The sequence below is a fragment of the Pseudomonas monsensis genome (genome assembly GCF_014268495.2).
Classification (GTDB): Bacteria; Pseudomonadota; Gammaproteobacteria; order Pseudomonadales; family Pseudomonadaceae; genus Aquipseudomonas; species Aquipseudomonas monsensis.
Map to the genome: position 1 here is coordinate 5,992,747 of NZ_CP077087.1, position 26,405 is coordinate 6,019,151.

Consider the following 26,405-nt stretch of genomic DNA (forward strand, 5'->3'; position numbering starts at 1 on the left):
CCCACTGATTCCTCTCACGACGATCAGCCCAAGGCACCTGCATGCGTGCCCGCTTTATTGAGCTATCCGAGGCCCTTGACTGGCCGTCAGCGGATTCAGCGCAACACTTTCAAATAGTCGAAGGCTGATTGTTACTAACGTCAGTGGATTTTCGGCAGATACACTTCCCGACAGCGATTACGCAACCGAACCCGGTCGAACCGCCCATTGTGTGCGTTTCACTCAAGACCTGCGTCCGGCCGCCCTTCGCATCGGACTCATTACAGCGCAGACGAGAACGCCATGGCCGGGCTGATTCCCCAGAGCTTCATTGACGACCTGCTGAACCGCACCGACATCGTCGATGTGGTGAGCTCGCGCGTGCAATTGAAGAAGGCCGGCAAGAATTACACCGCCTGTTGCCCGTTTCACAAAGAGAAAACCCCGTCCTTCAGCGTCAGCCCCGACAAGCAGTTCTATTACTGCTTCGGCTGCGGCGCCGGCGGTAATGCCCTCGGCTTTCTCATGGATCACGACAACCTGGACTTCCCCCAGGCCGTCGAGGATCTGGCCAAAGCCGCCGGCATGGAAATCCCCCGCGAAGAAAGCGGTCGCCCGCACAAACCGCGTCAACCGACGGATTCGCCGCTGTACCCGCTGCTCACCGCCGCCGCCGATTTTTACCGGCAGGCGCTCAAGAGCCACCCGGCACGCAAAGCCGCAGTCGACTATCTCAAGGGCCGCGGCCTGACCGGCGAAATCGCCCGGGATTTCGGCCTCGGTTTTGCACCGCCGGGCTGGGACAACCTGTTCAAGCACCTGAGCAGCGACACCTTGCAACAGAAGGCCATGATCGACGCCGGCCTGCTGATCGAGAACGCCGAAACCGGCAAACGCTATGACCGCTTCCGCGATCGCGTGATGTTTCCGATCCGCGACACCCGTGGCCGAATCATCGCTTTCGGTGGCCGGGTGCTTGGCGACGACAAGCCGAAGTACCTGAACTCACCGGAAACCCCGGTATTCCATAAAGGCCAGGAGCTCTACGGCCTTTATGAGGCGCGCAAAAACAACCGCAACCTCGACGAAATCATCGTCGTCGAAGGTTATATGGATGTCATCGCCCTCGCCCAGCAAGGCCTGCGCAATGCCGTTGCGACGCTGGGTACCGCGACCAGCGAAGAACACTTGAAACGCCTGTTTCGCGTGGTGCCGAACGTATTGTTTTGCTTCGACGGTGACCAGGCCGGCCGCAATGCCGCCTGGCGCGCACTGGAAGCGACCCTTCCGTGCCTGCAAGACGGACGCCGCGCGCGCTTTCTGTTTCTGCCGGAGGGCGAAGACCCGGACACCCTGGTCCGCGCCGAAGGCACCGACGCCTTCAAGGCGCGAATCAATCAGCATGCGCAGCCACTGGCGGATTATTTCTTCCAGCAATTGACCGAAGAAGCCGATCCGCGCTCGCTCGAGGGCAAGGCGCACATGGCCACCCTCGCCGCACCGTTGATCGACAAAGTGCCGGGCGCGAACTTGCGCATCCTGATGCGGCAGCGCCTGACCGAAATCACCGGCCTGAGCAGCGAAACTGTCAGCCAGCTGGCGCAAAGTGCGCCGCAGGAAGCGCCGCCCGCCTACGATCCGGGCATCGACTACGACGCAATGCCGGATTACAGCGACTACCATCAGCCGCAGGCACAGGACATGTACGTGCCGCAGCAGGAGTGGACGCCGAAGAAACCCGGCGCTGGCGGCAAGAAATGGGACAAAAAGCCCTGGGACAAGAACGGCAAGCGTGGCGATCGCGATCAACCGCAGCGTCAGCGCACGCCGATTGGCGTCGAATCGCCGACCCTGACCGCCCTGCGCACCTTGCTTCATCACCCGCAACTGGCCGAGCGCGTTGAAGACGCCGGGCACATTGCGGACGAAAACCAGACCAATGCCCAGTTGCTTGTGGCCTTGCTCGAAGCCGTACAGAAGAATCCCAAGCTAAACTCATTTCAGTTGATCGCGCGATGGCACGGCACTGAACAGGGGCGTCTGCTCAAGGCACTGGCTGAAAAGGAATGGTTGATTGACGGAGATAACCTTGAACAACAGTTTTTCGACACCATTACTAGCTTGTCAGCCCGCCAACGCGAGCGAAATCTGGAACAGTTGCTCAGGAAAGCGCGTCAAAGCGAACTGAGTGCCGAAGAGAAAAATCAACTGCGCGACCTTTTAAGTCGCAATGTTTCCGCATCAAACCCGACCTCAACTGGCGCGTGAGGTCATAGCTCAGGTATAATCCTCGGCTTGTTTTTTGCCCGCCAAGACCTTCAGTGGATAGGGTGTTATGTCCGGAAAAGCGCAACAGCAGTCTCGTATTATTGAGTTGATCAAACTGGGTCGTGAGCAGAAGTATCTGACTTACGCCGAGGTCAACGACCACCTGCCCGAGGATATTTCAGATCCGGAGCAGGTGGAAGACATCATCCGCATGATTAACGACATGGGGATCCCCGTACACGAGAGTGCTCCGGATGCGGACGCCCTTATGTTGGCCGACGCCGATACCGACGAGGCCGCTGCGGAAGAAGCAGCCGCCGCGTTGGCAGCGGTGGAGACCGATATCGGTCGCACCACCGACCCAGTGCGCATGTACATGCGTGAAATGGGTACGGTCGAGCTTCTGACTCGTGAAGGCGAAATCGAAATCGCCAAACGTATCGAAGAAGGCATCCGTGAAGTGATGAGCGCTATCGCGCACTTCCCTGGCACGGTTGACCACATTCTCTCCGAGTACACCCGCGTCACCACCGAAGGTGGTCGCCTGTCCGACGTACTGAGCGGTTACATCGACCCGGACGACGGCATTGCGCCGCCGGCGGCCGAAGTGCCGCCGCCGATCGACGCGAAAGCCGCCAAGGCTGACGACGACACCGACGACGATGACGCCGAAGCTTCGGATGACGAAGAAGAAGCCGAAAGCGGTCCGGATCCGGTCATCGCTGCCCAGCGTTTCGGCGCTGTGGCCGATCAGATGGAAATCACCCGCAAGGCCCTGAAAAAGCACGGTCGTCACAACAAGGCAGCGGTTGCCGAGTTGCTGGCCCTGGCCGAGCTGTTCATGCCGATCAAACTGGTGCCGAAGCAATTCGAAGCCTTGGTCGAGCGTGTTCGCAGCGCCCTGGATCGTCTGCGTCAGCAAGAGCGCGCGATCATGCAACTGTGCGTACGTGATGCACGTATGCCACGCGCCGATTTCCTGCGTCAGTTCCCGGGCAATGAAGTCGACGAAAGCTGGTCCGACGCGCTGGCCAAAGGCAAGAGCAAATACGCCGAAGCCATTGGTCGCGTACAGCCGGACATCATCCGTTGCCAGCAGAAGCTGATTGCGCTGGAAACCGAGACCGGCCTGACCATCGCTGAAATCAAGGACATCAACCGTCGCATGTCGATCGGTGAGGCCAAGGCCCGCCGCGCGAAGAAAGAGATGGTTGAAGCGAACTTGCGTCTGGTGATCTCGATCGCCAAGAAGTACACCAACCGCGGCCTGCAATTCCTCGATCTGATCCAGGAAGGCAACATCGGTCTGATGAAAGCGGTGGACAAGTTCGAATACCGTCGTGGTTACAAGTTCTCGACTTATGCCACCTGGTGGATCCGTCAGGCGATCACTCGCTCGATCGCCGACCAGGCCCGCACCATCCGTATTCCGGTGCACATGATCGAGACGATCAACAAGCTCAACCGTATTTCCCGCCAGATGCTACAGGAAATGGGTCGCGAACCGACTCCGGAAGAGCTGGGCGAACGCATGGAAATGCCTGAGGACAAGATCCGCAAGGTGTTGAAGATCGCTAAAGAGCCGATCTCCATGGAAACCCCGATCGGTGATGACGAAGACTCTCATCTGGGTGACTTCATCGAAGACTCGACCATGCAGTCGCCAATCGATGTTGCAACCGTTGAAAGCCTGAAAGAAGCGACCCGCGAAGTGCTGTCCGGCCTCACTGCCCGTGAAGCCAAGGTACTGCGCATGCGTTTCGGTATCGACATGAACACCGACCACACACTCGAAGAAGTGGGCAAACAGTTTGACGTAACCCGTGAACGGATCCGTCAAATCGAAGCCAAGGCGCTGCGCAAGCTGCGCCACCCGACGCGAAGCGAGCATCTGCGCTCCTTCCTCGACGAGTGATACCAGAACCCCCGGCCCAGGCCGGGGGTTTTGTTTTCCGGTCAGATTAAATTCCGCGCACCGCCCCTCCCCCGCATAGCCCGTCTACACTCGAAACAATCACCCCCGTGCCATAACGAGAGCGTTATGCCCAGACTGGCGTCCGTGCTTTTTTTGCTGTCACTGATGATCTGGACCGCAACGGCTGACGCGCTGACTCTGACCGATGAAGAACGTAGCTGGCTGGCGGCTCACCCGGACTTGCGCCTGGGTGTAGATGCGTCGTGGCCGCCCTTTGAGTTTCGCGACGATCAGTCCCGCTATCAGGGGCTGGCGGCGGACTATATTGATGTGATCCGCCAGCGCCTGGCGGTCAAACTCACGCCCATCGAGCCCGTGAGCTGGACCGTGGTGCTGGAGCAGGTCAAGCAAGGCAAGATCGACCTGCTACCGGGCATCATGTCCACGCCGGAGCGCCAGACCTATTTGTCGTTCACCCGGCCCTATCTCGACTTCCCGATCGTCATCCTCGCCCACGTCGGCGGCGCGCAACCACGCAAACTCGAAGACCTGTACGGCCTGAAGATTGCTGTGGTGGAAAACTACGCGCCCCATGAGCTCCTGCGCACCCACCATCCGGATCTGAACCTGGTGGCCATGCCCAACGTCAGTTCGGCGTTGCAGGCGCTGGCGACCGACGAGGTGGATGCCGTCGTCGGCGACCTCGCCTCCAGTGTCTGGAGCCTGCGCCAACTGAAACTCGACGGCCTGTACGTCAGCGGCGAAACGCCGTATCGCTATCAACTGGCGATGGCCGTGCCACGCGAAAACAAGATGCTGGTGGGCATTCTCGACAAAGTGCTCGCCGACATGAGTCCTGACGAAATCAGCAGCATTCAGGAACATTGGGTCGGCAACGTCCTCGATCATCGGACATTCTGGTCAGATCTACTGATCTACGGTTTGCCGGGCCTGGCGCTGTTGATCATCGTGCTGGCCGTGGTGATCCGCATCAACCGCCGCCTGAGCTCGGAAATCGCTCGCCGCATCGACCTCGAACAGGAGCTGCGCAGCAGCGAATACCACTATCGCGGACTGGTAGAGAGTTTGTCGGCGATTGCCTGGGAAGCGCGGATGAGCGACTTCACCTACAGCTATGTATCGCCCCACGCTGAAGATCTGCTCGGTTATCCCCTGTCCCATTGGCTGATCCCGGGGTTCTGGCGCAACATCATTCACCCGGCGGACCTGACCCGCGCACAAGCGTTCTGCGACCACGAAGTGTTGGCCGGCCGCGATCACAGCCTCGATTACCGGGTGATCACCGCCGACGGCCGCTGCCTGTGGGTACGCGATATCGTCAGCCTGATCGAGCACGGCCATGAACCCGTGATGCGCGGCCTGATGATTGATATCAGCGAAACCAAGCGCACGGAAGAAGCCCTGCGCCTGTCGGAGCAGAAGTTCGCCTCGGTGTTCCAGCAATGCCCGGACATTCTGGTGATTGCACGGCTGTCGGACGGCTGCCTGCTGGAGGTCAACGAAGCCTTTGAAGAACAGATCGGCCTGAAAGCCGAAGAGGTCATCGGCCAGACTGCCACCGAGCTCAACATCTGGGGCATTCCCGGGGTCGGGCCGGGGTTGTTGCAGCGATTGCAGGCCGGCAGCATCCGCAACCTGGAGATGCCCTTTCGCCGCCACAATGGCCAGGTGTTCACCGGCCTGATCTCTGCCGAGCCGTTCGACCTCGACACCACGCCGGCGCTCGTGGTCGTGGTGCGCGACATCACCCAGCTCAAGGAAACCCAGCAACAACTGCAAACTTCCGAAGAGAAGTTCGCCAAGGCCTTCCATGCCTCGCCGGACGGTTTGCTGCTGTCGCGCCAGAGCGACGGCTTGCTGCTGGAGGTCAACGAAGGCTTCAGTCGCATCACCGGTTTCAATAGCGCCATGTCGGTAGATCGCTCGGCGCTGGATCTGGGCATCTGGGTCAACCTAAACGAACGCAAGCAGATGCTCGACCTGCTGCACCGCGACGGCTTCGTTCGCGACTTCACCTGCCATATCCGCCGCAGCGACGGGCAGATTCGCCTGTGCGAAGTGTCCAGCCGACCGCTGCCGATTGGCGAAGAAGACTGCATGCTGACCATCGCCCGCGATATCACCGAACGTCATTTGATGCAGGAAAAACTGCAACAGGCTGCGACCGTGTTCGAGAGCACCGCCGAAGGCGTGTTGATCACCGACACCCAGCAACACATCAGCGCAGTCAATCGCGCCTTCACCGAAATCACTGGCTACAGCGAAAGCGAAGCCCTCGGCCATACACCGCGCCTGCTCGCCTCCGGCCTGCACGACAGCGCGTTTTATGCAGCGATGTGGCACCAGTTGACCGACGAGGGACACTGGCAAGGCGAAATCTCCAACCGGCGTAAAAACGGCGAGCTGTATCCGAGCTGGCTGACCATCAGTGCCGTGCGCAATCGCGACAAATTCATCACCCACTTCGTCGCGGTGTTTGCCGATATTTCCAGCCTCAAGCACGCCCAGGCCAAGCTCGATTACCAGGCGCATCACGACCCGCTGACCGGCCTGCCGAACCGCACCCTGTTTGAAAGTCGCCTGCTCACCGCGTTGAACAGCCAGCAGGAAAACGGCGGTCAGGGCGCGGTGCTGTTTCTCGATCTCGACCGCTTCAAGCACATCAATGACAGCCTCGGTCACCCGGTCGGCGACCTGCTGCTCAAGGGCATCGCGGTGCGTTTGAAAGAACAGCTGCGCGACATCGACACCGTCGCCCGTCTGGGGGGCGATGAATTCATCATCCTGCTGCCTGGCCTGCACCAGGCCAGCGATGCCGACCATATCGCCACCAAACTGCTCAACTGCTTCGGCGCACCGTTCCAGGCCGGCGAACACGAGTTCTTCATCAGCGCCAGCATCGGCACCAGCCTGTATCCGCGCGACGGTTGCGATGTCGCCACTCTGGTGAAAAACGCCGATGCGGCGATGTACCGCTCCAAGGCCAAGGGCCGCAACCGCGTCGAAAGCTACACCCGCGACCTCACCGCTCAGGCCAGCGAGCGCGTGGCGCTGGAACACGAGTTGCGCCGGGCCATCGAGCGCGATGAATTGCGCCTCTACTACCAGCCGAAAATCAGCCTCGACGATCATCGACTGGTCGGCGCCGAAGCGCTGATTCGCTGGCGCCACCCGACCTTTGGCGAGGTGCCGCCCGAGCACTTCATCCCGCTGGCCGAAGAGAACGGCATGATCCTGCAGATTGGCGACTGGGTCTTGGAGACCGCGTGCCGACAGATGTTCGAGTGGAACCAGGTCTACGACAGCCTCGGCCCGCTCTCGGTCAACCTCGCCGGTGCGCAACTGCGCCAGCCAAATCTGCTCGGACGCATTGAGCAACTGCTCAAAGACAACCGTCTGATGCCGGATTTACTGCAACTGGAGATTACCGAGAACTTCATCATGAGTCAGGCCGAGGAGGCTCTGGCCGTGCTGCACCAACTCAAACGCCTCGGCGTACAACTGGCCATCGACGACTTCGGCACCGGCTATTCCTCACTCAGCTACCTCAAGCGCCTGCCGCTGGACATCCTCAAGATCGACCAGTCGTTCGTCCGCGGCCTGCCGGACGATCCCCACGACGCGGCGATTGTGCGGGCGATCATCGCCCTGGGCCGGAGCATGCAATTCACCGTAATCGCCGAAGGCGTCGAAACCCAGGCCCAGCAACAATTCCTCGCCGCCGAAGGCTGCGAACAGATCCAGGGCTACATCGTCAGCCTGCCGCTGCCACCGGAAGAGTTCGCCGCGACGTTTCTTCGTGCAACCGTATCGGATTATTCGGATAGCACAGCAGAGAAACCGTCGCTATAATCCGCGACCTACTGAGGGCCTATAGCTCAGTTGGTTAGAGCAGAGGACTCATAATCCTTTGGTCCACGGTTCAAGTCCGTGTGGGCCCACCACATTTGAAAGCCGCGCATTGCGCGGCTTTTTCGTTTCCGCGTTCAGCCCCCGACAACGATAAGGGGCTTACATATCCAGCCGGTTGACGCTGTAACATGCTCCACCAAGATTCGCGCCCTATGGAGCCTCCCTTGCCCGACATCCGCCCGCCCGTGCTTGATGAAATCGACCGCCAGCTAATCGCCGCCCTGCAGATCAACGCCCGCGAGAGCGTGGCCATGCTCGCCCGGCAGTTGGGCATTGCGCGCACCACCGTGACTTCGCGGCTGGCGCGGCTGGAAAAGGCCAAGGTGATCACCGGGTATGGCGTGCGCCTGGGGCAGCGGGTGGTCGATGGCGGGTTGCAGGCGTATGTCGGGATCAAGGTGCAGCCGCGTTCCGGCAAAGAGGTGTTGCGGCGCTTGAGTACGATGGCGCAGGTGCAGCAGTTGTGTGCGGTGAGTGGCGAATTTGACTATGTGGCGTGGTTGCGCACGGATTCGCCGGAGCAGCTGGATCAGTTGCTGGATCAGATTGGCAGTGTGGATGGGGTGGAGAAGACCACGACGTCGATTATTTTGAGTAGCAAGATTGATCGGGGGCAGCCGGTTTAAGGTTGTATCCGGACTTCTCGGGTGGATTACAAGGCCTCTTCGCGAGCAGGCTCGCTCCTATATTTTGGTCGGTGTGTAGTCTCTAATCGTCATATTGTTCAGTTAATTAGCAAAACGACGACACTTTGCGTCTTATTAACGTGTTCTACGCTCCCTAGAATGGCTGGCATCTTTTCCTATACTCAGACGCGCACTCAGCGTCGGTTCGCCAGCAAGGTCAGCCATGAACAAGAACAATCGCCATCCTGCAGACGGTAAAAAGCCAGTCACCATTTTCGGTCCGGACTTTCCCTTCGCTTTCGACGACTGGATCGAACACCCGGCAGGTCTCGGCAGCATTCCTGAACACCATCACGGCGCGGAAGTGGCGATTGTCGGCGCGGGTATCGCCGGCCTGGTGGCCGCTTACGAACTGATGAAGCTCGGCTTGAAACCGGTGGTCTACGAGGCTTCGAAGCTCGGTGGGCGCCTGCGCTCGCAAGCGTTCAACGGCACTGACGGCATCGTCGCGGAACTCGGCGGCATGCGCTTCCCGGTGTCCTCCACCGCGTTCTACCACTACGTCGACAAGCTCGGCCTCGAGACCAAACCGTTCCCGAACCCGTTGACGCCGGCCTCCGGCAGCACGGTGATCGACCTGGAAGGCAAAACCCATTACGCACAAAGCCTGAAGGATCTTCCTGCACTGTTCCAGGAAGTGGCTGACGCCTGGGCGGATGCATTGGAGGCCGGCTCGCAGTTCGCCGATATCCAGCAAGCGATCCGCGACCGCGACGTGCCACGCCTCAAGGAACTGTGGAACAAACTCGTGCCGCTGTGGGACGACCGCACCTTCTACGACTTCGTGGCCACGTCCAAGGCGTTTGCCAAACTGTCGTTCCATCACCGCGAAGTGTTCGGTCAGGTCGGTTTCGGCACCGGCGGCTGGGACTCGGACTTCCCCAACTCGATGCTGGAAATCTTCCGCGTGGTGATGACCAACTGCGACGATCACCAGCATCTGGTGGTCGGCGGCGTGGAACAAGTGCCACAAGGCATCTGGCGCCATGTGCCGGAGCGTTGCGTGCACTGGCCGGAAGGCACCAGCCTGAAATCCCTGCACCGTGGCGCACCGCGTTCCGGCGTGAAGAAAATCGCCCATGCACCGGATGGCCGTTTCGCCGTCACCGACAACAACGGCGACACCCGCGAATATGCCGCCGTGCTGACCACTTGCCAGAGCTGGCTGCTGACCACCCAGATCGAATGCGACGAAAGCCTGTTCTCGCAAAAGATGTGGATGGCGCTGGATCGCACGCGCTACATGCAGTCGTCGAAGACCTTCGTGATGGTCGACCGCCCGTTCTGGAAGGACAAGGATCCGGAAACCGGCCGCGACCTGATGAGCATGACCCTCACCGATCGCCTGACCCGTGGCACCTACCTGTTCGACAACGGCGACGACAAGCCCGGCGTGATCTGCCTGTCGTACTCGTGGATGAGCGACGCACTGAAGATGCTGCCGCACCCGGTGGAAAAACGTGTGGAACTGGCGCTGAACGCACTGAAGAAGATCTACCCGAAAGTCGACATCGCCGCGCGCATCATCGGCGACCCGATCACCGTGTCGTGGGAAGCCGACCCGTACTTCCTCGGTGCGTTCAAGGGCGCCCTGCCCGGCCACTATCGCTACAACCAGCGCATGTACGCGCACTTCATGCAGGACGACATGCCCGCCGAGCAGCGCGGGATTTTCATCGCCGGTGACGACGTATCGTGGACCCCGGCGTGGGTCGAAGGCGCGGTGCAGACCTCGCTCAACGCGGTGTGGGGCATCATGAAGCACTTTGGTGGCTCGACACATAAAGCGAACCCGGGCCCGGGTGATGTGTTCAAAGACATCGGCCCTATCGCCCTGCCCGAGTAAGAGGAATCCGAGATGCGTGTAGCTCTTTACCAATGTCCACCGCTGCCCCTGGACCCCGCCGCCAACCTGCACCGTTTGCACCAAGTGGCGATGGAGGCCAAGGGCGCCGACTTGCTGGTGTTGCCGGAGATGTTTCTGACCGGCTACAACATTGGTGCCGAGGCGGTCAGCACATTGGCCGAGGTCTACAACGGTGAATGGGCGCAACAGATCGGCCGCATCGCCAAGGCTGCCGGTCTGGCGATTGTCTACGGCTACCCGGAGCGTACTGCCGACGGGCAGATCTACAACGCCGTGCAGTTGATCGACTCGCACGGCGAGCGTTTGTGCAATTACCGCAAGACCCACCTGTTCGGTGATCTGGACCGGTCGATGTTCTGCCCCGGCGACGATGCGTTTCCTGTGGTCGAGCTCAACGGCTGGAAGCTCGGTTTCCTGATCTGCTACGACCTGGAGTTTCCGGAGAACGCGCGGCGTCTGGCCCTGGCCGGCGCCGAGCTGATTCTGGTGCCGACGGCGAACATGATTCCATTCGATTTCGTCGCCGACGTCACCGTGCGTTCCCGCGCCTTCGAAAACCAGTGCTACGTGGCCTACGCCAACTATTGCGGGCAGGAAGGCGAGATCCACTATTGCGGACAAAGCAGCATCGCCGCGCCGGACGGCAGTCGTATCGCCCAGGCTGGCCTGGATGAAGCGCTGATCGTCGGGGAGCTGGATCGGCAATTGATGGTCGATTCCCGCGCCGCCAATCGCTACCTCAGTGACCGCCGTCCGGAGCTTTACGGCGCGCTGAACAAGCGTTAATCCGCTAGCATTGGCACTTCACTGTTCTGGAAGTGCCCATGCCTGCGCCGACTCACCCCCGCCTTCACACTGAAACCCTGGCCAACGGCTTGCGCGTGACCCTGCGTCAGGTGCCTGACCTCAAGCGCAGCGCGGCTGCGTTGCGGGTGGCTGCCGGCAGTCATGATGTGCCGCTCGAATGGCCGGGGCTGGCGCATTTTCTTGAGCATTTGCTGTTTCTCGGTACCGCACGTTTTCCTGCCGATCAGGCACTGATGGCCTACGTGCAAAGGCATGGCGGCCAAGTGAATGCCAGCACCCGCGAGCGCGCGACCGATTTCTTCTTTGAACTGCCGACTACGGCCTTCAGCGCCGGGCTGGAGCGACTGTCAGACATGCTCGCCCAGCCGCGTATGAATAAGGACGATCAGTTGCGTGAACGCGAAGTGCTGGAGGCGGAATTTGTCGCGTGGTCGCAGGATCCCACAGCGCAGCAGGCACTGTCCTTGTACGAGGGTTTGCCGCCAGAGCATCCATTGCGGGGATTTCATGCAGGTAATCGCGACAGCCTGAAGGTCGAGCAACCGGCGTTTCAACAGGCATTGAAGGACTTCCATCAGCGCTTCTATCGCACCGGCCAAATGACCTTGAGTCTGGTCGGGCCGCAGAGCCTGGAGGCGTTGCGCGCACTGGCTCAGCATTTCGCCGCGGCGCTGCCGGTTGGGGATAACGTTGCGCAAACGGCAACCCAGCCGTTGCAGGCGAAAAGTTATCAACAGGTCGGCGAACAACACTGCAATCTGCTGTTTGCCTTCGAAGCGCTACCCGACACCTGCGCCGAAGCGCTGGCGTTCCTCTGCCACTGCTTGAACAACGCCAAACCCGGCGGCCTGCTCGCCCATCTGCAGCAACAGAAGCTCGCGGACAGCCTGAAAGCCACGCCGCTGTACCACTTTGCCGGACAGGCCTTGCTGCACCTGCAACTCACCGCGCCCGCCGAATGCCTGAATGTTATTCGCGAGCATGTGCTGGATTGGCTGAGTTTCTTCGCCGCGCAACAGGACTGGCCAGCGTTGCGTGACGAATACGCCAGGCTGCTTGAACGTCAGCAGCAGATCGGCGGCGCACTGCACCTGGCACGGCTCGACTGCGAACAGCTCGAACACGGCTTGTCGGAACACGGCGTCGTCGCCCTCAAACAGATCCTGCGCGACATCGGTGTTGTGGATAACTTCAGCGCGCATTGGCACCTGCCTGCCGCCAATCCTTTCCTCGGCTCCAGCGAACCACTGGCCAACGCCGGGCTGATTCGCGGTCAAACCAGCGCCCACCGAGGCCTGCGCACGTTCGCTCAGGATCGCTCACGCAGCCGCCGCGAACGCTCGCCGATGCAATTCAGCCAGGCCTTGGCGGACACGAGTGAAGAAGGTGCGATTTACCTGCGCTGGCAACTGGAAGCCGCGGCAACGGCCGAGCTGCACGGGAAGCTGCAACGCAGTCTGCGCGAAACCCGGGAAGACGCACGTCAGGCCGGGGTTGAGCTGTCGTTGAGTACCAGCGGTGCTCAATGGCTGCTGAAACTGACCGGCCTGCAAGAACCGATGCCCAGTGTCCTGGAGCATGCGCTGAAATGTCTGACGCAAGTTGACGCCGATTCTGCGAGCGCCGAGCCAGAAGCACCGTTGATACCGATCCGCCAGTTGCTCAAGGCATTGCCGGAAAGTTGCCTGCCAGCGGCGCCGCGCTCCGACGACATCAAGCAGCTGTGGACAACTTCCCGCTGGGACGGACTGGCCCTTGGCCTCAGCGCACAGACTCAATCCGCCCTGGGCCTGGCTCTGAGTCGCATCCCCGGTATCCCGGACAATCAACTCCCCGTCCGGCCAGCGAGCAATGCTCGACAGATCTGGAGCCACATCGACAGCGCCTCCAGCGAACATGCGCTGCTGTTGTTCTGCCCGACCGCAAGCCACGAGATTGCCGACGAAGCCGCCTGGCGCCTGCTCGCGCAGCTCTGCCAGACACCGTTCTATCAGCGTCTGCGGGTCGAATTGCAGCTGGGTTACGCGGTGTTCAGCGCCTTGCGCCAGCTGCACGGCCAGACCGGCTTGCTGTTTGGCGTGCAATCGCCGACGTCCGACCCGGTTGCGCTGCTCGATCACATCCGGCAGTTTCTTCAAAGCATTCCCGCGCTGATCGAAACCTTCGATGACGCCAACCTTGAGCAACTGCGCCAGTCTCTGGCCGAGCAGTTCGACGACACCTCAATGTCATTCACAAACGCGGCCGAGCTGCTGTGGCAAGCGAAACTCGCCGGCCACTCATCGGATTATCGTGCGCAGTTGATCGACGCCATTGGTCAGCTCGATCGCCCTTTCCTGCTGGCGGCGGCACAGCGACTGATCCAGGCCGAAGGCGGCTGGCACTGCCTGGCCAGCAGCGCGGCACCGGGCATACCGTGGCAAGCGGGAAATTGATCATTACTCAGGCTGCAAGGAGCTTTCTCAAAGATTCACGGGCAATCACCTGGAAATTTTGAGTAACATAGCAGCCTAACTATTTGGAACATCCCTGCGCTGCCGTGGACTATAACTATGGACAGCGCTATCCCACCCACCCTGAAGGAGACACCCATGTCCTGGACAAAACCGGCTTACACCGACCTGCGTATCGGCTTCGAAGTCACCATGTACTTCGCCAGCCGCTGAGTTCTGCCTACGCAGACTTGCAGTGCAACGCCTCGGCTCGCCGGGGCGTTTTATTTTCAGCGTTGAAAGATGGGAGCGTTCATGTTCGTCCAGATTCTGGGTTCGGCCGCCGGTGGCGGATTTCCGCAGTGGAACTGCAACTGCGTCAACTGCGCAGGTTTTCGCGACGGCAGCCTGAACGCCAAGGCCCGCACCCAATCGTCCATTGCGATTTCCGATGATGGCGTGAACTGGGTGCTGTGCAACGCCTCGCCGGACATCCGCGCACAACTGCAAAGCTTCGCCCCGATGCAACCGGGCCGCGCCCTGCGTGATACCGGCATCAGCGCGATCATCCTGATGGACAGCCAGATCGACCACACCACCGGCCTGCTCAGCCTGCGCGAAGGCTGCCCGCATCAGGTCTGGTGTACGGACATGGTTCACGAAGACCTGAGCACCGGTTTCCCGCTGTTCAAGATGCTCACCCACTGGAACGGCGGGTTGAACTGGAACCGCATCGAACTCGACCAGAGCTTCACCGTCGCCGCGTGCCCGAACCTGCGCTTCACCCCGCTGCCGTTGCGCAGCGCTGCGCCGCCGTACTCGCCGCACCGCTTCGACCCGCACCCGGGCGACAACATTGGCCTGATCGTCGAAGACCTGAATACCGGCGGCAAACTGTTCTACGCGCCGGGCCTGGGCAAGGTTGATGCGCCGCTGCTGGAAATCATGGCTGGCAGCGATTGCCTGCTGGTGGATGGCACGCTGTGGGACGACGATGAAATGCAGCGCCGTGGCGTCGGCACCCGCACCGGTCGCGAGATGGGCCACCTGGCACAGAACGGCGCCGGCGGCATGCTCGAAGTGCTGGAGCAGTTGCCCGAGCAGCGCAAGGTGCTTATCCACATCAACAACACCAACCCGATTCTCGATGAGGATTCGGCGGAGCGTGCGGAACTGGCGCGGCGTAATGTTGAAGTGGCGTTCGATGGCATGAGTATTGTGCTGTAACTGATGGCCCCATCGCTGGCAAGCCAGCTCCCACCGGTGTTGTGAACACCGCAAAACCCTGTGGGAGCTGGCTTGCCAGCGATGACTGAAGACCAGACGCCTGAGATCCCAATGCTTGTTCCCGGAGAACAGATATGACTGACACTCCTATGTCCCCCAGCGAATTCGAAGCGGCCCTGCGCGCCAAAGGCGCCTATTACCACATCTACCACCCGTACCACGTGGCGATGTATGAAGGCCGCGCCACCCGCGAACAGATTCAGGGCTGGGTCGCCAACCGCTTCTACTATCAGGTGAACATCCCCCTGAAAGACGCGGCGATCCTCGCCAATTGCCCGGATCGCGAGATCCGCCGCGAGTGGATTCAACGCCTGCTCGACCACGACGGCGCCCCCGGAGAAGACGGCGGTATCGAAGCGTGGCTGCGCCTTGGTCAGGCGGTCGGCCTCGACCCCGATCAACTGCGCTCCCAGGAACTGGTGCTGCCCGGTGTGCGTTTCGCGGTCGACGCCTACGTCAACTTCGCCCGCCGCGCCAGTTGGCAGGAAGCCGCCAGCAGCTCGCTGACCGAACTGTTCGCGCCGCAGATCCACCAGTCGCGCCTCGACAGCTGGCCGCAGCATTACCCGTGGATCGACCCGGCCGGTTACGAATATTTCCGCACCCGCCTCGGTCAGGCGCGGCGCGATGTCGAGCACGGTCTGGCGATCACGCTCGAGCATTACAAGACCCGCGAAGGCCAGGAGCGCATGCTGGAAATTCTCCAGTTCAAACTGGACATTCTTTGGAGCATGCTCGATGCCATGAGCATGGCTTACGAACTGAACCGCCCGCCTTATCACAGCGTCACCGAACAACGGGTCTGGCACAAAGGAATCACCTTATGAGTTTCGATCGCAGCAAGATCCCGACCTGGCGTCCCGGCTACCGTTTCCAGTACGAACCGGCGCAAAAAGGCCACGTGCTGCTCTACCCCGAAGGCATGATCAAACTCAACGACAGCGCCGCGCTGATCGGTGGTTTGATCGACGGTGAACGCGATGTCGCAGCGATCATCGCCACACTCGATGAGCAGTTCCCCGGCGTGCCTGAGCTCGGTGACGACATCGAGCAATTCATGGAGGTTGCCCGTGCACAGCACTGGATCACCCTTGACTGATCTGCCGCCCAAGCCGGAGGTCGGCCTGCCGCTGTGGCTGCTCGCCGAGCTGACCTATCGCTGCCCGCTGCAATGCCCGTACTGCTCCAATCCGCTGGATTTCGCCGAGCAGGGCAAAGAGCTGAGCACCGAGCAGTGGATCAAGGTGTTCCGCGAAGCGCGGGAGATGGGCGCGGCGCAACTGGGCTTTTCCGGTGGCGAGCCACTGGTGCGCCAGGACCTGGCCGAGCTGATTCGTGAAGCGCGGCAGTTGGGTTTCTATACCAACCTGATCACCTCCGGCATCGGCCTGACCGAGCAAAAAATCAGCGATTTCAAGAAGGCCGGTCTCGATCACATCCAGATCAGCTTCCAGGCCAGTGACGAGCAAGTGAACAACCTGCTCGCCGGCTCGAAAAAAGCCTTCGCGCAGAAGCTGGAAATGGCCCGTGCGGTGAAGGCCCACGGCTATCCGATGGTGCTGAACTTCGTCACCCATCGGCACAACATCGACAAGATCGACCGCATCATCGAACTGTGCATCGCGCTGGAGGCCGACTTTGTCGAACTCGCCACCTGCCAGTTCTACGGCTGGGCGCAGCTCAACCGTGTCGGCCTGTTGCCGACCAAAGAGCAACTGGTGCGCGCCGAACGCATCACCAACGAATACCGCGCCAAGCTGGAAGCCGAAGGGCATCCGTGCAAGCTGATATTCGTGACCCCGGACTACTACGAAGAACGCCCGAAAGCCTGCATGAACGGCTGGGGCAGCCTCTTTCTGACAGTCACCCCGGACGGCACCGCCCTGCCTTGTCATGGCGCCCGACAGCTGCCGGTGCAATTTCCCAACGTGCGCGATCACAGCATGCAGCACATCTGGTACGACTCGTTCGGCTTCAATCGCTTTCGCGGTTACGACTGGATGCCCGAGCCTTGCCGCTCCTGCGACGAGAAGGAACAGGATTTCGGCGGCTGCCGCTGTCAGGCATTCATGCTCACGGGTGACGCAAGCAACGCCGACCCGGTGTGCAGCAAATCCGAACATCACGGCGTGATCCTCAAGGCCCGCGAAGAAGCCGAGACCGCTACCCAGACCATCGAACAACTGGCCTTTCGCAATGAACGAAACTCACGCCTCATCGCCAAGGGCTGAGCCTTTCAGCGCCGCCCAGGCCGTCGCCGCCGGAATGGACTTCGCCGAACTGCAACTCGGCGCCCACGGTTTGTTCTGGAATGAATATCGCCCGCAGGACGCCGCGTGCCGGATCTGGCAGTGGCACGATGGCGTGGCGAAATGTCTGACGCCGAATGGCTTCAGCGTGCGCAGTCGGGTGTACGAATATGGTGGTGGCGCGTTTTGTCTGACGCTGGACGGGGTGGTTTTCGTCAATGAGGCGGACCAGCAGTTGTATCGACAGACCCTGGATGGCGCGCCTGAGGCGCTGACCTCAGGCGAGTGTCGTTATGGCGATCTGCATTTTGCTTTTGGCCAGGTTCTGGCGGTTGAAGAGTGGCGTGATCAACATCGGCTGGTAGCGATTGATCTGGCTGACGGCACGCGGCATGTGCTGGCTGAGGGCGCGGATTTTTATTCGGCGCCGATCATCAGTGCGGATGGCCAGCGCCTGGCCTGGATCGAGTGGAGCCGCCCGCATCAGCCTTGGACGTCGACGCGGTTGAAGGTGGCTGAGCGTTTGACCGATGGCACATTCGGAGCACCGCAATGCATTGCCGGCGCCAAGATTGAAGAGTCCATTCAACAACCGCGCTTCGATGCCGAAGGTCGCCTGTATTGCCTGACCGATCGCGCTGGATTCTGGCAACCGTGGGTAGAAACTGCCGACGGCTTGAGATCATTGCCCGCTGCGCCGGCCGATCATGCACCAGCGCCGTGGCAACTGGGCGGCTGCACCTGGCGCCCTGTCGAGCGTTCGTTTTTGGCGAGCTGGAGCGAGGGTGGTTTTGGTCGCCTGACCCTTGGCGACGACGACTTCACTGGCGACTACAGCCGCTTCCGTCATCTCGCTTTAGACGCACAATTTATCTACTGCATTGCCGCCTCGCCGATCAGTCCTTCGGCGGTCATCGCCATTGATCGGGCGACGCGCAAAGTGAACGTGTTGGCCGGCGGCGTGGCGCCTTTGCCTGCAGAACGCATCAGCCGTCCGCAAACCCTGCGCTACCCAAGCGGTTCCGGCGAAGCCCACGGGTTCTTTTATCCGGCCATGAGCGACGAGACAAAACCAGCGCTGGTGGTGTTCATCCACGGCGGACCGACCTCGGCCTGCTACCCGATGCTCGACCCGCGCATTCAGTACTGGACGCAACGCGGCTTCGCCGTTGCCGATCTCAACTATCGCGGCAGCAGCGGCTATGGCCGCGAATACCGTCAGGCGTTGCATCTGAGTTGGGGTGAGGTGGATGTCGAGGATGCCTGCGCGGTGGTGGCGTATCTGGCCAAACAAGGTTTGATCGACGGCGAGCGCGCATTTATCCGCGGAGGCAGCGCCGGGGGCTACACCACGTTGTGCGCGCTGGCGTTTCAACAGGTGTTCCGCGCTGGCGCCAGCCTCTATGGCGTCAGCGACCCGGTGGCACTCGCCCGGGCGACCCACAAGTTCGAAGGTGATTATCTGGACTGGCTGATCGGCGATCCCGAGCAGGACGCCGAACGCTACGCTGCCCGCACACCCTTGCTGCACGCGAGCAACATTCGCGTGCCGGTGATTTTCTTTCAGGGAGAACTGGACGCCGTGGTTGTTCCGCAACAGACCCGCGACATGGTCACGGCACTGGAGCAGAACGGCATCCCGGTCGAGGCGCATTATTACCCCGAAGAACGCCACGGCTTCCGCCGCGCCGCCAATCAGGCGCATGCGCTGGAACAGGAGTGGAAGTTTTATCGGCGGGTGATGGGATTGGCGGACTGAGCACCACGCCTGTTTAAAAATAGCGTCGACCCAATCGCGGGCAAGCCCGCTCCCACAGGTTCGCTGGTTTACACAAAACTTGTGACCAACCTAAAACACTGGGGGAGCAGGCTTGCCCGCGATAGCTATCTATCTGGCACCGCTGAACTCAGCGCTTGGCGATGATGTACACCGCATGCACGATCCCCGGAATGTAGCCACACAGCGTCAGCAGAATGTTCAACCAGAACGCCCCGCCGAACCCGACCTGCAGAAACACACCCAGTGGCGGCAACAGAATGGCGATGATGATGCGAATGAAGTCCATGGGTCAGCTCCTGAATGGGGGTTGGCTCACATGAGCCATACAAGCTAATCGACCTTTGCCGCTCGTCAGGGTTCAGTGCTAATCACGGTATCGGTATCAAACTGATAGCTCAGCTGAGAATTTGCAGTCCGTACTTCTGCACGATGCTCAGTAACTTCAGCGCCATGCCGCTGGGGTGTTGGTCTCCCGACTCCCATTGCTTGACTGTCGACGCGCTAGTGTCCAAGTAGCGAGCGAATACCGGCTGGCCCGGCCGGGGCTTTCTAAAAAACCATTCGCAGGACGAACGCTCAAGCACTCAACGCTATCTGCAAAACCCGGCCACAAAAAAACGCCCCACGCCAAAAGAATCAGGCGTAGGGCGTGCGTTATACCGCGAGACGGTTCAGGAAATCGGGTAGGAAACTTCAGCTCAGACGGCAATCCCTTTGCGACATTGCAGTTGCGCGGTACGCACTCGCGAGAATGCGCGGCCCAGGCGCAGGAGCATTTCGTCGATATTGGTTTTACTCACTGTGAGCGCCGGGGTGAAGCGCAGACAGTCGGCTTGCGGGGCGTTGAGCAGCAGGCCCTCATGCAGCGCGGCATGGACCACGGCCTCGGCGGAATCGCCCGACAGGGTCAGTCCGTAGAACAGGCCTTGGCCGCGCAGTTCGCCGTGGTCGTAGCGGTGTGCCAATCGTGCGAGGCCTTCGCGCAGATGCTGGCCATTATCGTTGACCTGCTGCAGGAAGCTGCGGTCGTACACGCTGTCGAGCACCACTAGGCCAGCCGCTGTCATCAGCGCATTGCCGTGATGCGTGCCGCCCAGTTCACCCGCGTCAAAACAACACGCCTTGCCTCGCGCCAGCAGCGCCGCCAGGGGCACACCGCCGCCAAGGCCTTTGCCGAGCACGACGATATCGGCGCGTACGCCATAGGACTGTTCGGCAAGCAAGCTGCCGCAGCGCCCCATGCCGGTCTGCACTTCGTCGAGAATCAGCAAAATTCCCAGCTCGCGGCACAGACGCTCAACGCCCTTAAGGTAATGCCCGGTGGCTGGAATCACCCCGGCATCGCTCTGGATCGGCTCGAGCATGATCGCCACGGTCTGCGCATCGACTGCCGCATGCAGCGCCGGCAAATCGTTAAACGGCACCGGATCGAAACCGGGCAACAATGGCGCGAAACGGTTGTGCAGGTTACAACTGTCCGATGCCGAGATCGTCGCCAGACTACGACCGTGACACCCCTGCTGCGCCACGATGATCCGCGAAGCGCCACCACGATGCAGTTGTCCCCACTTGCGCGCCAGTTTGATCGCCGCTTCACAGGCTTCGCTGCCACTGTTGAGCAGGTAGGCCTGATCGCTGGAAGTACTCGCGCACAGGCGCTCGGTGAGGCTGAGCATGCCGCGGTTGTGCAGATTGAAACCGGGGTTGATCAGTGCCTGAGCCTGACTGGCAATGGCTTTGACCAATGCCGAAGGACTGTGCCCAAGACTGTTGGCGCCACCGGCCTGAGAGAAGTCGAGATAAGCGCGATCATTACTGTCCCACAGCCAGGAACCCTGACCGCGAACGAACACCTGTTGCGGTCGCTCGACACTGGGCATCAGCCGCTCGGTGCTCAGATTTTCGTTGATTTCAGCAGAATCGGCCGCAAAGGCGAGGTCGTCGAGACTCGGCGCCTGGCGCCGCAAACTGAACAGATTCATTGAAAAACACCTCGCTTGAGGTGTTTTGAACTGCCTATGCAAACACTGTCGAAGCAAACGCTATTCATCGCGCTTTCTGGCCCTGTAAGCCTTGTGAATGCGGTTAGACTAAGCTCGCCGAGGCCCGCGGGCCATTTCGATTTCCCAGCATTTTCGATAAGCATTACTTATGGATTTCAAACAACTGCGTTATTTCGTCGCGGTCTACGAAGAAGGCCATGTCGGCCGCGCCGCTGAACGGCTGTCGATCTCGCAGCCGGCGTTGTCGCAACAGATTCGCCAGCTCGAACAAAACCTCGACGTCACGCTGTTCGAACGCAGCAGCAAACGCCTGCTACCGACTCTGGCTGCACATACCTTGTACAACCACGCCCTGCCCTTGCTCGATGGTCTGCAACGGGCGCGCGAGGCGTTGGGCAACTTCAAGGGACAGGCATTGCGCACCCTGGCAATTGGCGTGCTGCAAACCGTGCACACCAGCCTGGTGCCGCAAATGCTGGAGCGCGTGCGCAAGGCGCAACCGCATCTGGTGGTGCAGATTTATGAATTGAGCGGGATGGAGATTGAACGGCGTCTGCTGAACGGTTCGCTGGATATCGGCATCAGCTATTTGCCACCACGTCAGCCAGGGTTGCATGGCGTGATGCTGTACGAAGATGAACTGACGCTTGTAATCCCAGCGGATCACCCGCTGCGTGAATTCAAGAAAGTCTCGATACGACAAGCCGCAGAGTTACCAATGCTGCTACTCGGCGAAGAGTTTCAGATCCGTCAGATCTGGCAAGCGCAGCTGACCAGCCTTGGCCGTCGCCCGCAGGTACAGGCTGAACTGAACAATATGGTGGGGATTCTCGACAGTCTGCCGCACACCAAATTGGCGACGGTGTTGCCCGGGCGTTCGCAGAAGGAGTACGACGACCAGGAACTGCTGTGGAAACCGCTGAGCGAACCACGGGTGCCGCTGAAGGTTGGGCTGGTGTGTCGCGACGTACAACGCCAACAGGCGTCACTGGCGCTGCTGCGGACATTGCTTGAGGAAGTGATGGAGCGTGAAGTGAAGTCGCCGCTGGATCCGATCGCCTAAACACTTTTCTTCAGACAAAAGAAAACCCCGCCGAAGCGGGGCTTTGCAGACTGTTTCCCTGACATCCATTTCACTCCGCCACCCTGGCAGAATCCTACGTGTCCGTGTTGTTGCTTTGCGCTTCCTGCGCGACGTCCATGAAATGTAGATTAGCTCTGGATCCAATCTACGCCTATGGGAGAACAGCAGCACGTCATGTAAGAGAATGCTTACATGACGTCATCGCATCAGAACTGCGCCGCATCCAGCAGGAACAGCGACTCGCTACCGGCCTTCACCGACGCGCTCAACGAGTGAATGCGCGGCAGCAGACGGGCGAAATAGAAACGCGCGGTACCCAGCTTGCTGGCGTAGAAATCATCCTGCGCTTCCTTGCCCAACGCGGCCTTGGCCATCAGTGCCCACATGTAGGCATAAGCCGTGTAACCGAACGCTTGCAAATATTCGACCGAAGCCGCGCCGATTTCGTTCGGATTGGTTTTCGCCCGGTCCAGCAGCCATGCGGTTAACTCGTCGAGGGTGTCGACGGCGTCGTTCAGCGGCTTGGTGAATTCGCCCAGGTCAGCGCTGGCAGTCGCGGTGAAATGACGGATCTCGTCAGCGAACAGCTTGTAGAACGCCCCGCCGCTACCCACGATCTTGCGCCCGACCAGGTCCAGCGCCTGAATGCCGTTGGTGCCTTCGTAGATCTGGGTGATGCGCACGTCACGCACCAGTTGTTCCTGGCCCCACTCGCGGATATAGCCGTGGCCGCCGAAAATCTGCTGGCCGTGGACAGTGGTTTCCAGGCCCAGGTCGGTCAGGAACGCCTTGGCCACCGGCGTCAGCAGCGCCACCAGATCTTCAGCGCGCTTACGCGTCGTCGCGTCCTCGCTGAACTTGGCAGTGTCGAGCTGCATCGCCACATAGGTGGAGAACGCACGGCCACCCTCGTTGGACGCCTTCATGGTCAGCAGCATGCGACGCACGTCCGGGTGGACGATGATCGGGTCGGCGACCTTGTCCTTGTTCTGCGCGCCGGTCGGTGAACGGCTTTGCAGGCGATCGCGGGCATATTCAATGGCGTTCTGGTACGAGCGCTCGCCGGTGGCCAGGCCCTGGATGCCGACGCCCAGACGCTCGTAGTTCATCATGGTGAACATCGCCGCCAGGCCTTTGTTCGGCTCGCCGACCAGATAACCGACAGCTTCATCGAAGTTCATCACGCAGGTCGCGGAGGCCTGGATGCCCATCTTGTGTTCGATCGAACCGCAGTTCGCCGGGTTGCGCGCGCCGAGGCTGCCATCGGCATTGACCATGAACTTCGGCACCAGGAACAGCGAAATGCCTTTCGGGCCGGCCGGGGCGTCCGGCAGTTTGGCCAGCACCAGGTGAATAATGTTTTCGGTCAGGTCGTGCTCACCGCCGGTGATGAAGATCTTGGTGCCGCTGACCTTGTAGGAACCGTCGGCCTGAGGTTCGGCCTTGGTGCGGATGATGCCCAGGTCGGTGCCAGCGTGCGGCTCGGTCAGGCACATGGAACCGGCCCAGACGCCGGCGTACATGTTCGGCAGGTACGCCGCTTTCAGCTCTTCGCTGGCGTGGGCGTTGATCGACAGGCAGGCGCCGGCCGTCAGCATCGGGTACAGACCAAAGGACAGACTGGCGGAGTTGACCATTTCTTCGACCTGGGCCGACACGGCTTTGGGCATACCCATGCCGCCGTAGGCTGGATCGCCACCCACGCCAACCCAACCGCCTTCGGCATAAGTCTGATAAGCCTGTGGGAAACCGGCCGGGGTGGTGACGGCGCCGTCCGCCCAGTGGCAGCCTTCTTCGTCGGCGGCACGGCTCAGAGGGGCGATGCTTTTGCTGGTGACCTTGCCGGCTTCTTCGAGGATGGCTTCAACAGTTTCGGCGTCGACGGTCTCGGCCAGTGCCGGCAGTTCGGCCCACAGTTTCGAGACCTCGAACACTTCATTGAGGACGAAGCGCATATCGCGCAGCGGCGCTTTGTAGTCAGCCATGGCAAACCTCGCAAGATCTAAACAGGTGATTCGTGGAATGATGTTTTCGTTGAGCTGGAGTGTACCCCAACAACTTTTGCGACACATAGGGTCAACCGGTGACTGTTTTGTTATTTTTAGTCACCAGCTTGAGCCGATACTCAAAGGACGCAAAAAACTGTGGCGAGGGCGCTTGCTCCCGCTAGGGTGCGAAGCCGCCCCCCGATCGGTGAGCACTGCGCACTCAAGCGGGAGCAAGCGCCCTCGCCACAGAAAGTGGTATCAGAGTGCAAACAACGCCGCCGGCAGCTTCATCAAACACTCACTCCCCGCTTCGATCGCCGCCCGATGCGCAGCCGTGCGCGGCAACAAGCGCTTGAAATAGAACTCGCTGGTCGCCAATTTACCCCGACAGAAATCCCCGTCCCCCTCACCCGCCTCCAGCTGCGCCTGCGCCACCAGCGCCATGCGCAACCACAGATAACCCAGAATGATGTAACCGCTGTACATCAGGTAATCCACCGATGCGGCGCCGACTTCGTCCGGGTTTTTCATCGCCGCCATACCGACCTGCATGGTCAGCTCGCCCCACTGCTGATTGAGTTCATTGAGCTGCGCGACAAAGCTGCCCAACTGAGGATGCCCCGCGTTGGCCGCGCAGAACTTGTGGACGATTCTGGTGAACCCGCGCAACAACTTGCCCTGACTGCCCAGCACCTTGCGACCGAGCAGATCCAGCGCCTGAATGCCGTTGGTGCCTTCATAGATCGGCGCAATCCGGCAATCGCGAACCAACTGCTCCATGCCCCATTCACGAATGAAGCCGTGACCGCCGAACACCTGCATGCCGTGGTTGGTCACTTCCAGCCCGGTGTCGGTCATGAACGCCTTGCAGATCGGTGTGAGGAACGCCAACAGGTCTTCGGCCTCCTGCCGCGCCTCGGCGTCGCTGCCCAGGTGCGCGACATCGAGCAGCTGCGCGGTGAAATAGGTCAGCGCACGATTGCCCTCGTTGAAGGCTTTCATGGTCAACAGCATGCGCCGCACGTCTGGATGAACGATGATCGGGTCGGCCGGTTTGTCCGGGGCCTTGGCGCCGGTCAGGGCGCGCATCTGCAAGCGGTCGTTGGCGTATTTGACCGCGCCCTGGAAACTCGCCTCGCCCAGGCACAAGCCCTGCATCCCGGTGCCGAGGCGTGCATGGTTCATCATGGTGAACATGCAGTTGAGGCCCTTGTTCGGCTCGCCGATCAGAAAGCCCTTGGCGCCGTCGAAGTTCAGCACGCAGGTGGCCGAGGCCTTGATGCCCATCTTGTGTTCGATCGAACCGCAGGAAACGCCGTTGCGCTCGCCCGCTTCGCCCGCTGCGTCCGGCAGGAACTTGGGCACGATAAACAGCGAAATGCCCTTGGTCCCGGCGGGCGCATCCGGCAGTTTGGCCAACACCAGATGGATGATGTTGTCACTCATGTCGTGCTCGCCGGCAGAGATGAAAATCTTGCTGCCGGTAACTGCATAACTGCCGTCGGCCTGGGGCACGGCGCGGGTCTTGATGATGCCCAGGTCGGTGCCGCAATGCGCTTCGGTCAGGCACATGGTGCCGGTCCACTGGCCGGCGGTGAGCTTGCTCAGGTACGTGTCTTTCTGTTCGGCGGTGCCGTGGGCGTGGATGGCCGACATCGCGCCATGAGTCAGGCCCGGGTACATGCCCCAGGACGTATTGCTGGAGCCGACCATTTCGCTGATCACCAGCCCCAGCGAACTCGGCAGGCCCTGGCCACCGTAAGCCGGATCTGCCGCCAGACCGTGCCAGCCGCCCTCGACGTATTGCGCGAACGCTTCTTTGAAACCTGCAGGCGTTGTCACCACGCCGCTGTCGAAGTGGCAGCCCTCTTCGTCGCCGCTGCGATTGAGTGGCGCCAGAACGTTCTCGCAGAACTTCGCGCCCTCTTCGAGGATCGCGTTGATCATGTCCGGGCTGGCGTCGTGGGCGCCGAGCGCGGCGTATTGGGTGTGGAAATCGAAGACGTGGTCGATCAGAAAGCGCATGTCGCGCAGGGGAGCTTTGTACTCGGGCATGGTGGCTTCTCCGTCAGCAGATGGTTTCAACCTACTGCTGGCCACTACGCCCCACAATCACTGTCCAGACGC

At 60.7% G+C, this 26,405-nt stretch carries 18 protein-coding genes, 1 tRNA gene and 1 pseudogene; 15 read left to right on the plus strand and 5 right to left on the minus strand.

Translation table 11 applies throughout. The features are described from left to right. The first annotated feature begins 282 nt into the window (after positions 1–282). The 14 genes from dnaG (at position 283) to HV782_RS26655 (ending at position 19,182) form a co-directional block, all read left to right on the plus strand. Positions 283–2,247, plus strand: coding sequence for a DNA primase (gene dnaG, locus HV782_RS26590; RefSeq protein ID WP_123469284.1), 1,965 nt, complete (start codon positions 283–285; stop codon positions 2,245–2,247). A gap of 67 nt (positions 2,248–2,314) precedes the next feature. Then, positions 2,315–4,162 carry an RNA polymerase sigma factor RpoD gene (gene rpoD, locus HV782_RS26595; protein WP_108592083.1) on the plus strand — a complete coding sequence of 616 codons (1,848 nt, stop codon included), beginning with the start codon at positions 2,315–2,317 and terminating at the stop codon, positions 4,160–4,162. 126 nt (positions 4,163–4,288) lie between these two features. Beyond that, positions 4,289–8,035, plus strand: coding sequence for a bifunctional diguanylate cyclase/phosphodiesterase (locus tag HV782_RS26600; protein WP_186746546.1), 3,747 nt, complete (start codon positions 4,289–4,291; stop codon positions 8,033–8,035). 15 nt (positions 8,036–8,050) lie between these two features. Further along, positions 8,051–8,127 (plus strand) — tRNA-Ile (locus HV782_RS26605). A gap of 132 nt (positions 8,128–8,259) precedes the next feature. Next, complete coding sequence (locus tag HV782_RS26610; protein WP_186746544.1) at positions 8,260–8,721, plus strand: Lrp/AsnC family transcriptional regulator; 462 nt, start codon at positions 8,260–8,262, stop codon at positions 8,719–8,721. Positions 8,722–8,944: 223 nt separating this feature from the next. Then, a complete protein-coding gene (locus HV782_RS26615; protein WP_123469288.1) occupies positions 8,945–10,627 on the plus strand; it encodes a flavin monoamine oxidase family protein in 1,683 nt (560 codons plus the stop codon). 12 nt (positions 10,628–10,639) lie between these two features. Further along, positions 10,640–11,434, plus strand: coding sequence for a carbon-nitrogen hydrolase family protein (locus HV782_RS26620; protein WP_186746542.1), 795 nt, complete (start codon positions 10,640–10,642; stop codon positions 11,432–11,434). Between the two features lie 38 nt (positions 11,435–11,472). After that, the gene (pqqF, locus tag HV782_RS26625; RefSeq protein ID WP_186746540.1) at positions 11,473–13,890 is read left to right on the plus strand and encodes a pyrroloquinoline quinone biosynthesis protein PqqF; all 2,418 of its coding nucleotides are present in this window, start codon (positions 11,473–11,475) and stop codon (positions 13,888–13,890) included. Between the two features lie 156 nt (positions 13,891–14,046). Further along, a complete protein-coding gene (gene pqqA / locus HV782_RS26630) occupies positions 14,047–14,121 on the plus strand; it encodes a pyrroloquinoline quinone precursor peptide PqqA (protein WP_003422658.1) in 75 nt (24 codons plus the stop codon). Positions 14,122–14,202: 81 nt separating this feature from the next. Next, positions 14,203–15,114, plus strand: coding sequence for a pyrroloquinoline quinone biosynthesis protein PqqB (gene pqqB, locus HV782_RS26635; protein ID WP_128613998.1), 912 nt, complete (start codon positions 14,203–14,205; stop codon positions 15,112–15,114). 134 nt (positions 15,115–15,248) lie between these two features. Next, positions 15,249–16,001 (plus strand): pyrroloquinoline-quinone synthase PqqC, encoded by a 753-nt coding sequence (pqqC, locus tag HV782_RS26640; RefSeq protein ID WP_123469296.1) that lies wholly within the window; start codon positions 15,249–15,251, stop codon positions 15,999–16,001. Then, the gene (pqqD, locus tag HV782_RS26645; protein WP_186746538.1) at positions 15,998–16,273 is read left to right on the plus strand and encodes a pyrroloquinoline quinone biosynthesis peptide chaperone PqqD; all 276 of its coding nucleotides are present in this window, start codon (positions 15,998–16,000) and stop codon (positions 16,271–16,273) included. Before pqqC ends, pqqD begins: the two co-directional genes overlap by 4 nt. Then, entirely contained in the window at positions 16,266–17,405 is a 1,140-nt protein-coding gene (gene pqqE / locus HV782_RS26650) for a pyrroloquinoline quinone biosynthesis protein PqqE (protein WP_177490424.1), read from the plus strand. Before pqqD ends, pqqE begins: the two co-directional genes overlap by 8 nt. After that, positions 17,371–19,182 carry an alpha/beta hydrolase family protein gene (locus HV782_RS26655; RefSeq protein ID WP_186746536.1) on the plus strand — a complete coding sequence of 604 codons (1,812 nt, stop codon included), beginning with the start codon at positions 17,371–17,373 and terminating at the stop codon, positions 19,180–19,182. The genes pqqE and HV782_RS26655 overlap by 35 nt, the downstream gene beginning before the upstream one ends. Before the next feature lie 148 nt (positions 19,183–19,330). Here HV782_RS26655 and HV782_RS26660 read toward each other — a convergent pair whose 3' ends face one another. The 3 genes and pseudogenes from HV782_RS26660 to HV782_RS26665 form a co-directional block, all read right to left on the minus strand. Next, entirely contained in the window at positions 19,331–19,489 is a 159-nt protein-coding gene (locus HV782_RS26660) for a YqaE/Pmp3 family membrane protein (protein WP_003228885.1), read from the minus strand. A 109-nt stretch (positions 19,490–19,598) separates the two neighbouring features. Next, positions 19,599–19,736: pseudogene (locus tag HV782_RS28695) on the minus strand (helix-turn-helix domain-containing protein); the annotation flags it as partial. A 165-nt stretch (positions 19,737–19,901) separates the two neighbouring features. Then, positions 19,902–21,185 carry an aspartate aminotransferase family protein gene (locus tag HV782_RS26665; RefSeq protein ID WP_186746534.1) on the minus strand — a complete coding sequence of 428 codons (1,284 nt, stop codon included), beginning with the start codon at positions 21,183–21,185 and terminating at the stop codon, positions 19,902–19,904. 169 nt (positions 21,186–21,354) lie between these two features. On the opposite strand from HV782_RS26665, the gene HV782_RS26670 reads away from it, so the two are divergent. Continuing rightward, positions 21,355–22,269, plus strand: coding sequence for a LysR family transcriptional regulator (locus HV782_RS26670; protein WP_123469306.1), 915 nt, complete (start codon positions 21,355–21,357; stop codon positions 22,267–22,269). Positions 22,270–22,496: 227 nt separating this feature from the next. Here HV782_RS26670 and HV782_RS26675 read toward each other — a convergent pair whose 3' ends face one another. After that, on the minus strand, positions 22,497–24,275 hold the full coding sequence (locus HV782_RS26675) for an acyl-CoA dehydrogenase C-terminal domain-containing protein (protein ID WP_123469308.1): 1,779 nt from the start codon (positions 24,273–24,275) through the stop codon (positions 22,497–22,499). Between the two features lie 261 nt (positions 24,276–24,536). Then, positions 24,537–26,333 carry an acyl-CoA dehydrogenase C-terminal domain-containing protein gene (locus HV782_RS26680; protein ID WP_186746532.1) on the minus strand — a complete coding sequence of 599 codons (1,797 nt, stop codon included), beginning with the start codon at positions 26,331–26,333 and terminating at the stop codon, positions 24,537–24,539. Between the last annotated feature and the right edge of the window lie 72 nt (positions 26,334–26,405).

Bases quoted from the DNA above. Each gene is read 5' to 3' on its own strand.
- HV782_RS26620 (WP_186746542.1), top strand. From the start codon at position 10,640: ATGCGTGTAGCTCTTTACCAATGTCCACCGCTGCCCCTGGACCCCGCC.
- HV782_RS26615 (WP_123469288.1), top strand. From the start codon at position 8,945: ATGAACAAGAACAATCGCCATCCTGCAGACGGTAAAAAGCCAGTCACC.
- pqqD (WP_186746538.1), top strand. From the start codon at position 15,998: ATGAGTTTCGATCGCAGCAAGATCCCGACCTGGCGTCCCGGCTACCGT.
- HV782_RS26670 (WP_123469306.1), top strand. From the start codon at position 21,355: ATGGATTTCAAACAACTGCGTTATTTCGTCGCGGTCTACGAAGAAGGC.
- HV782_RS26680 (WP_186746532.1), bottom strand. From the start codon at position 26,333: ATGCCCGAGTACAAAGCTCCCCTGCGCGACATGCGCTTTCTGATCGAC.
- HV782_RS26600 (WP_186746546.1), top strand. From the start codon at position 4,289: ATGCCCAGACTGGCGTCCGTGCTTTTTTTGCTGTCACTGATGATCTGG.
- pqqC (WP_123469296.1), top strand. From the start codon at position 15,249: ATGACTGACACTCCTATGTCCCCCAGCGAATTCGAAGCGGCCCTGCGC.
- HV782_RS26655 (WP_186746536.1), top strand. From the start codon at position 17,371: ATGAACGAAACTCACGCCTCATCGCCAAGGGCTGAGCCTTTCAGCGCC.
- dnaG (WP_123469284.1), top strand. From the start codon at position 283: ATGGCCGGGCTGATTCCCCAGAGCTTCATTGACGACCTGCTGAACCGC.
- HV782_RS26675 (WP_123469308.1), bottom strand. From the start codon at position 24,275: ATGGCTGACTACAAAGCGCCGCTGCGCGATATGCGCTTCGTCCTCAAT.
- pqqB (WP_128613998.1), top strand. From the start codon at position 14,203: ATGTTCGTCCAGATTCTGGGTTCGGCCGCCGGTGGCGGATTTCCGCAG.
- HV782_RS26660 (WP_003228885.1), bottom strand. From the start codon at position 19,489: ATGGACTTCATTCGCATCATCATCGCCATTCTGTTGCCGCCACTGGGT.
- rpoD (WP_108592083.1), top strand. From the start codon at position 2,315: ATGTCCGGAAAAGCGCAACAGCAGTCTCGTATTATTGAGTTGATCAAA.
- pqqF (WP_186746540.1), top strand. From the start codon at position 11,473: ATGCCTGCGCCGACTCACCCCCGCCTTCACACTGAAACCCTGGCCAAC.
- HV782_RS26665 (WP_186746534.1), bottom strand. From the start codon at position 21,185: ATGAATCTGTTCAGTTTGCGGCGCCAGGCGCCGAGTCTCGACGACCTC.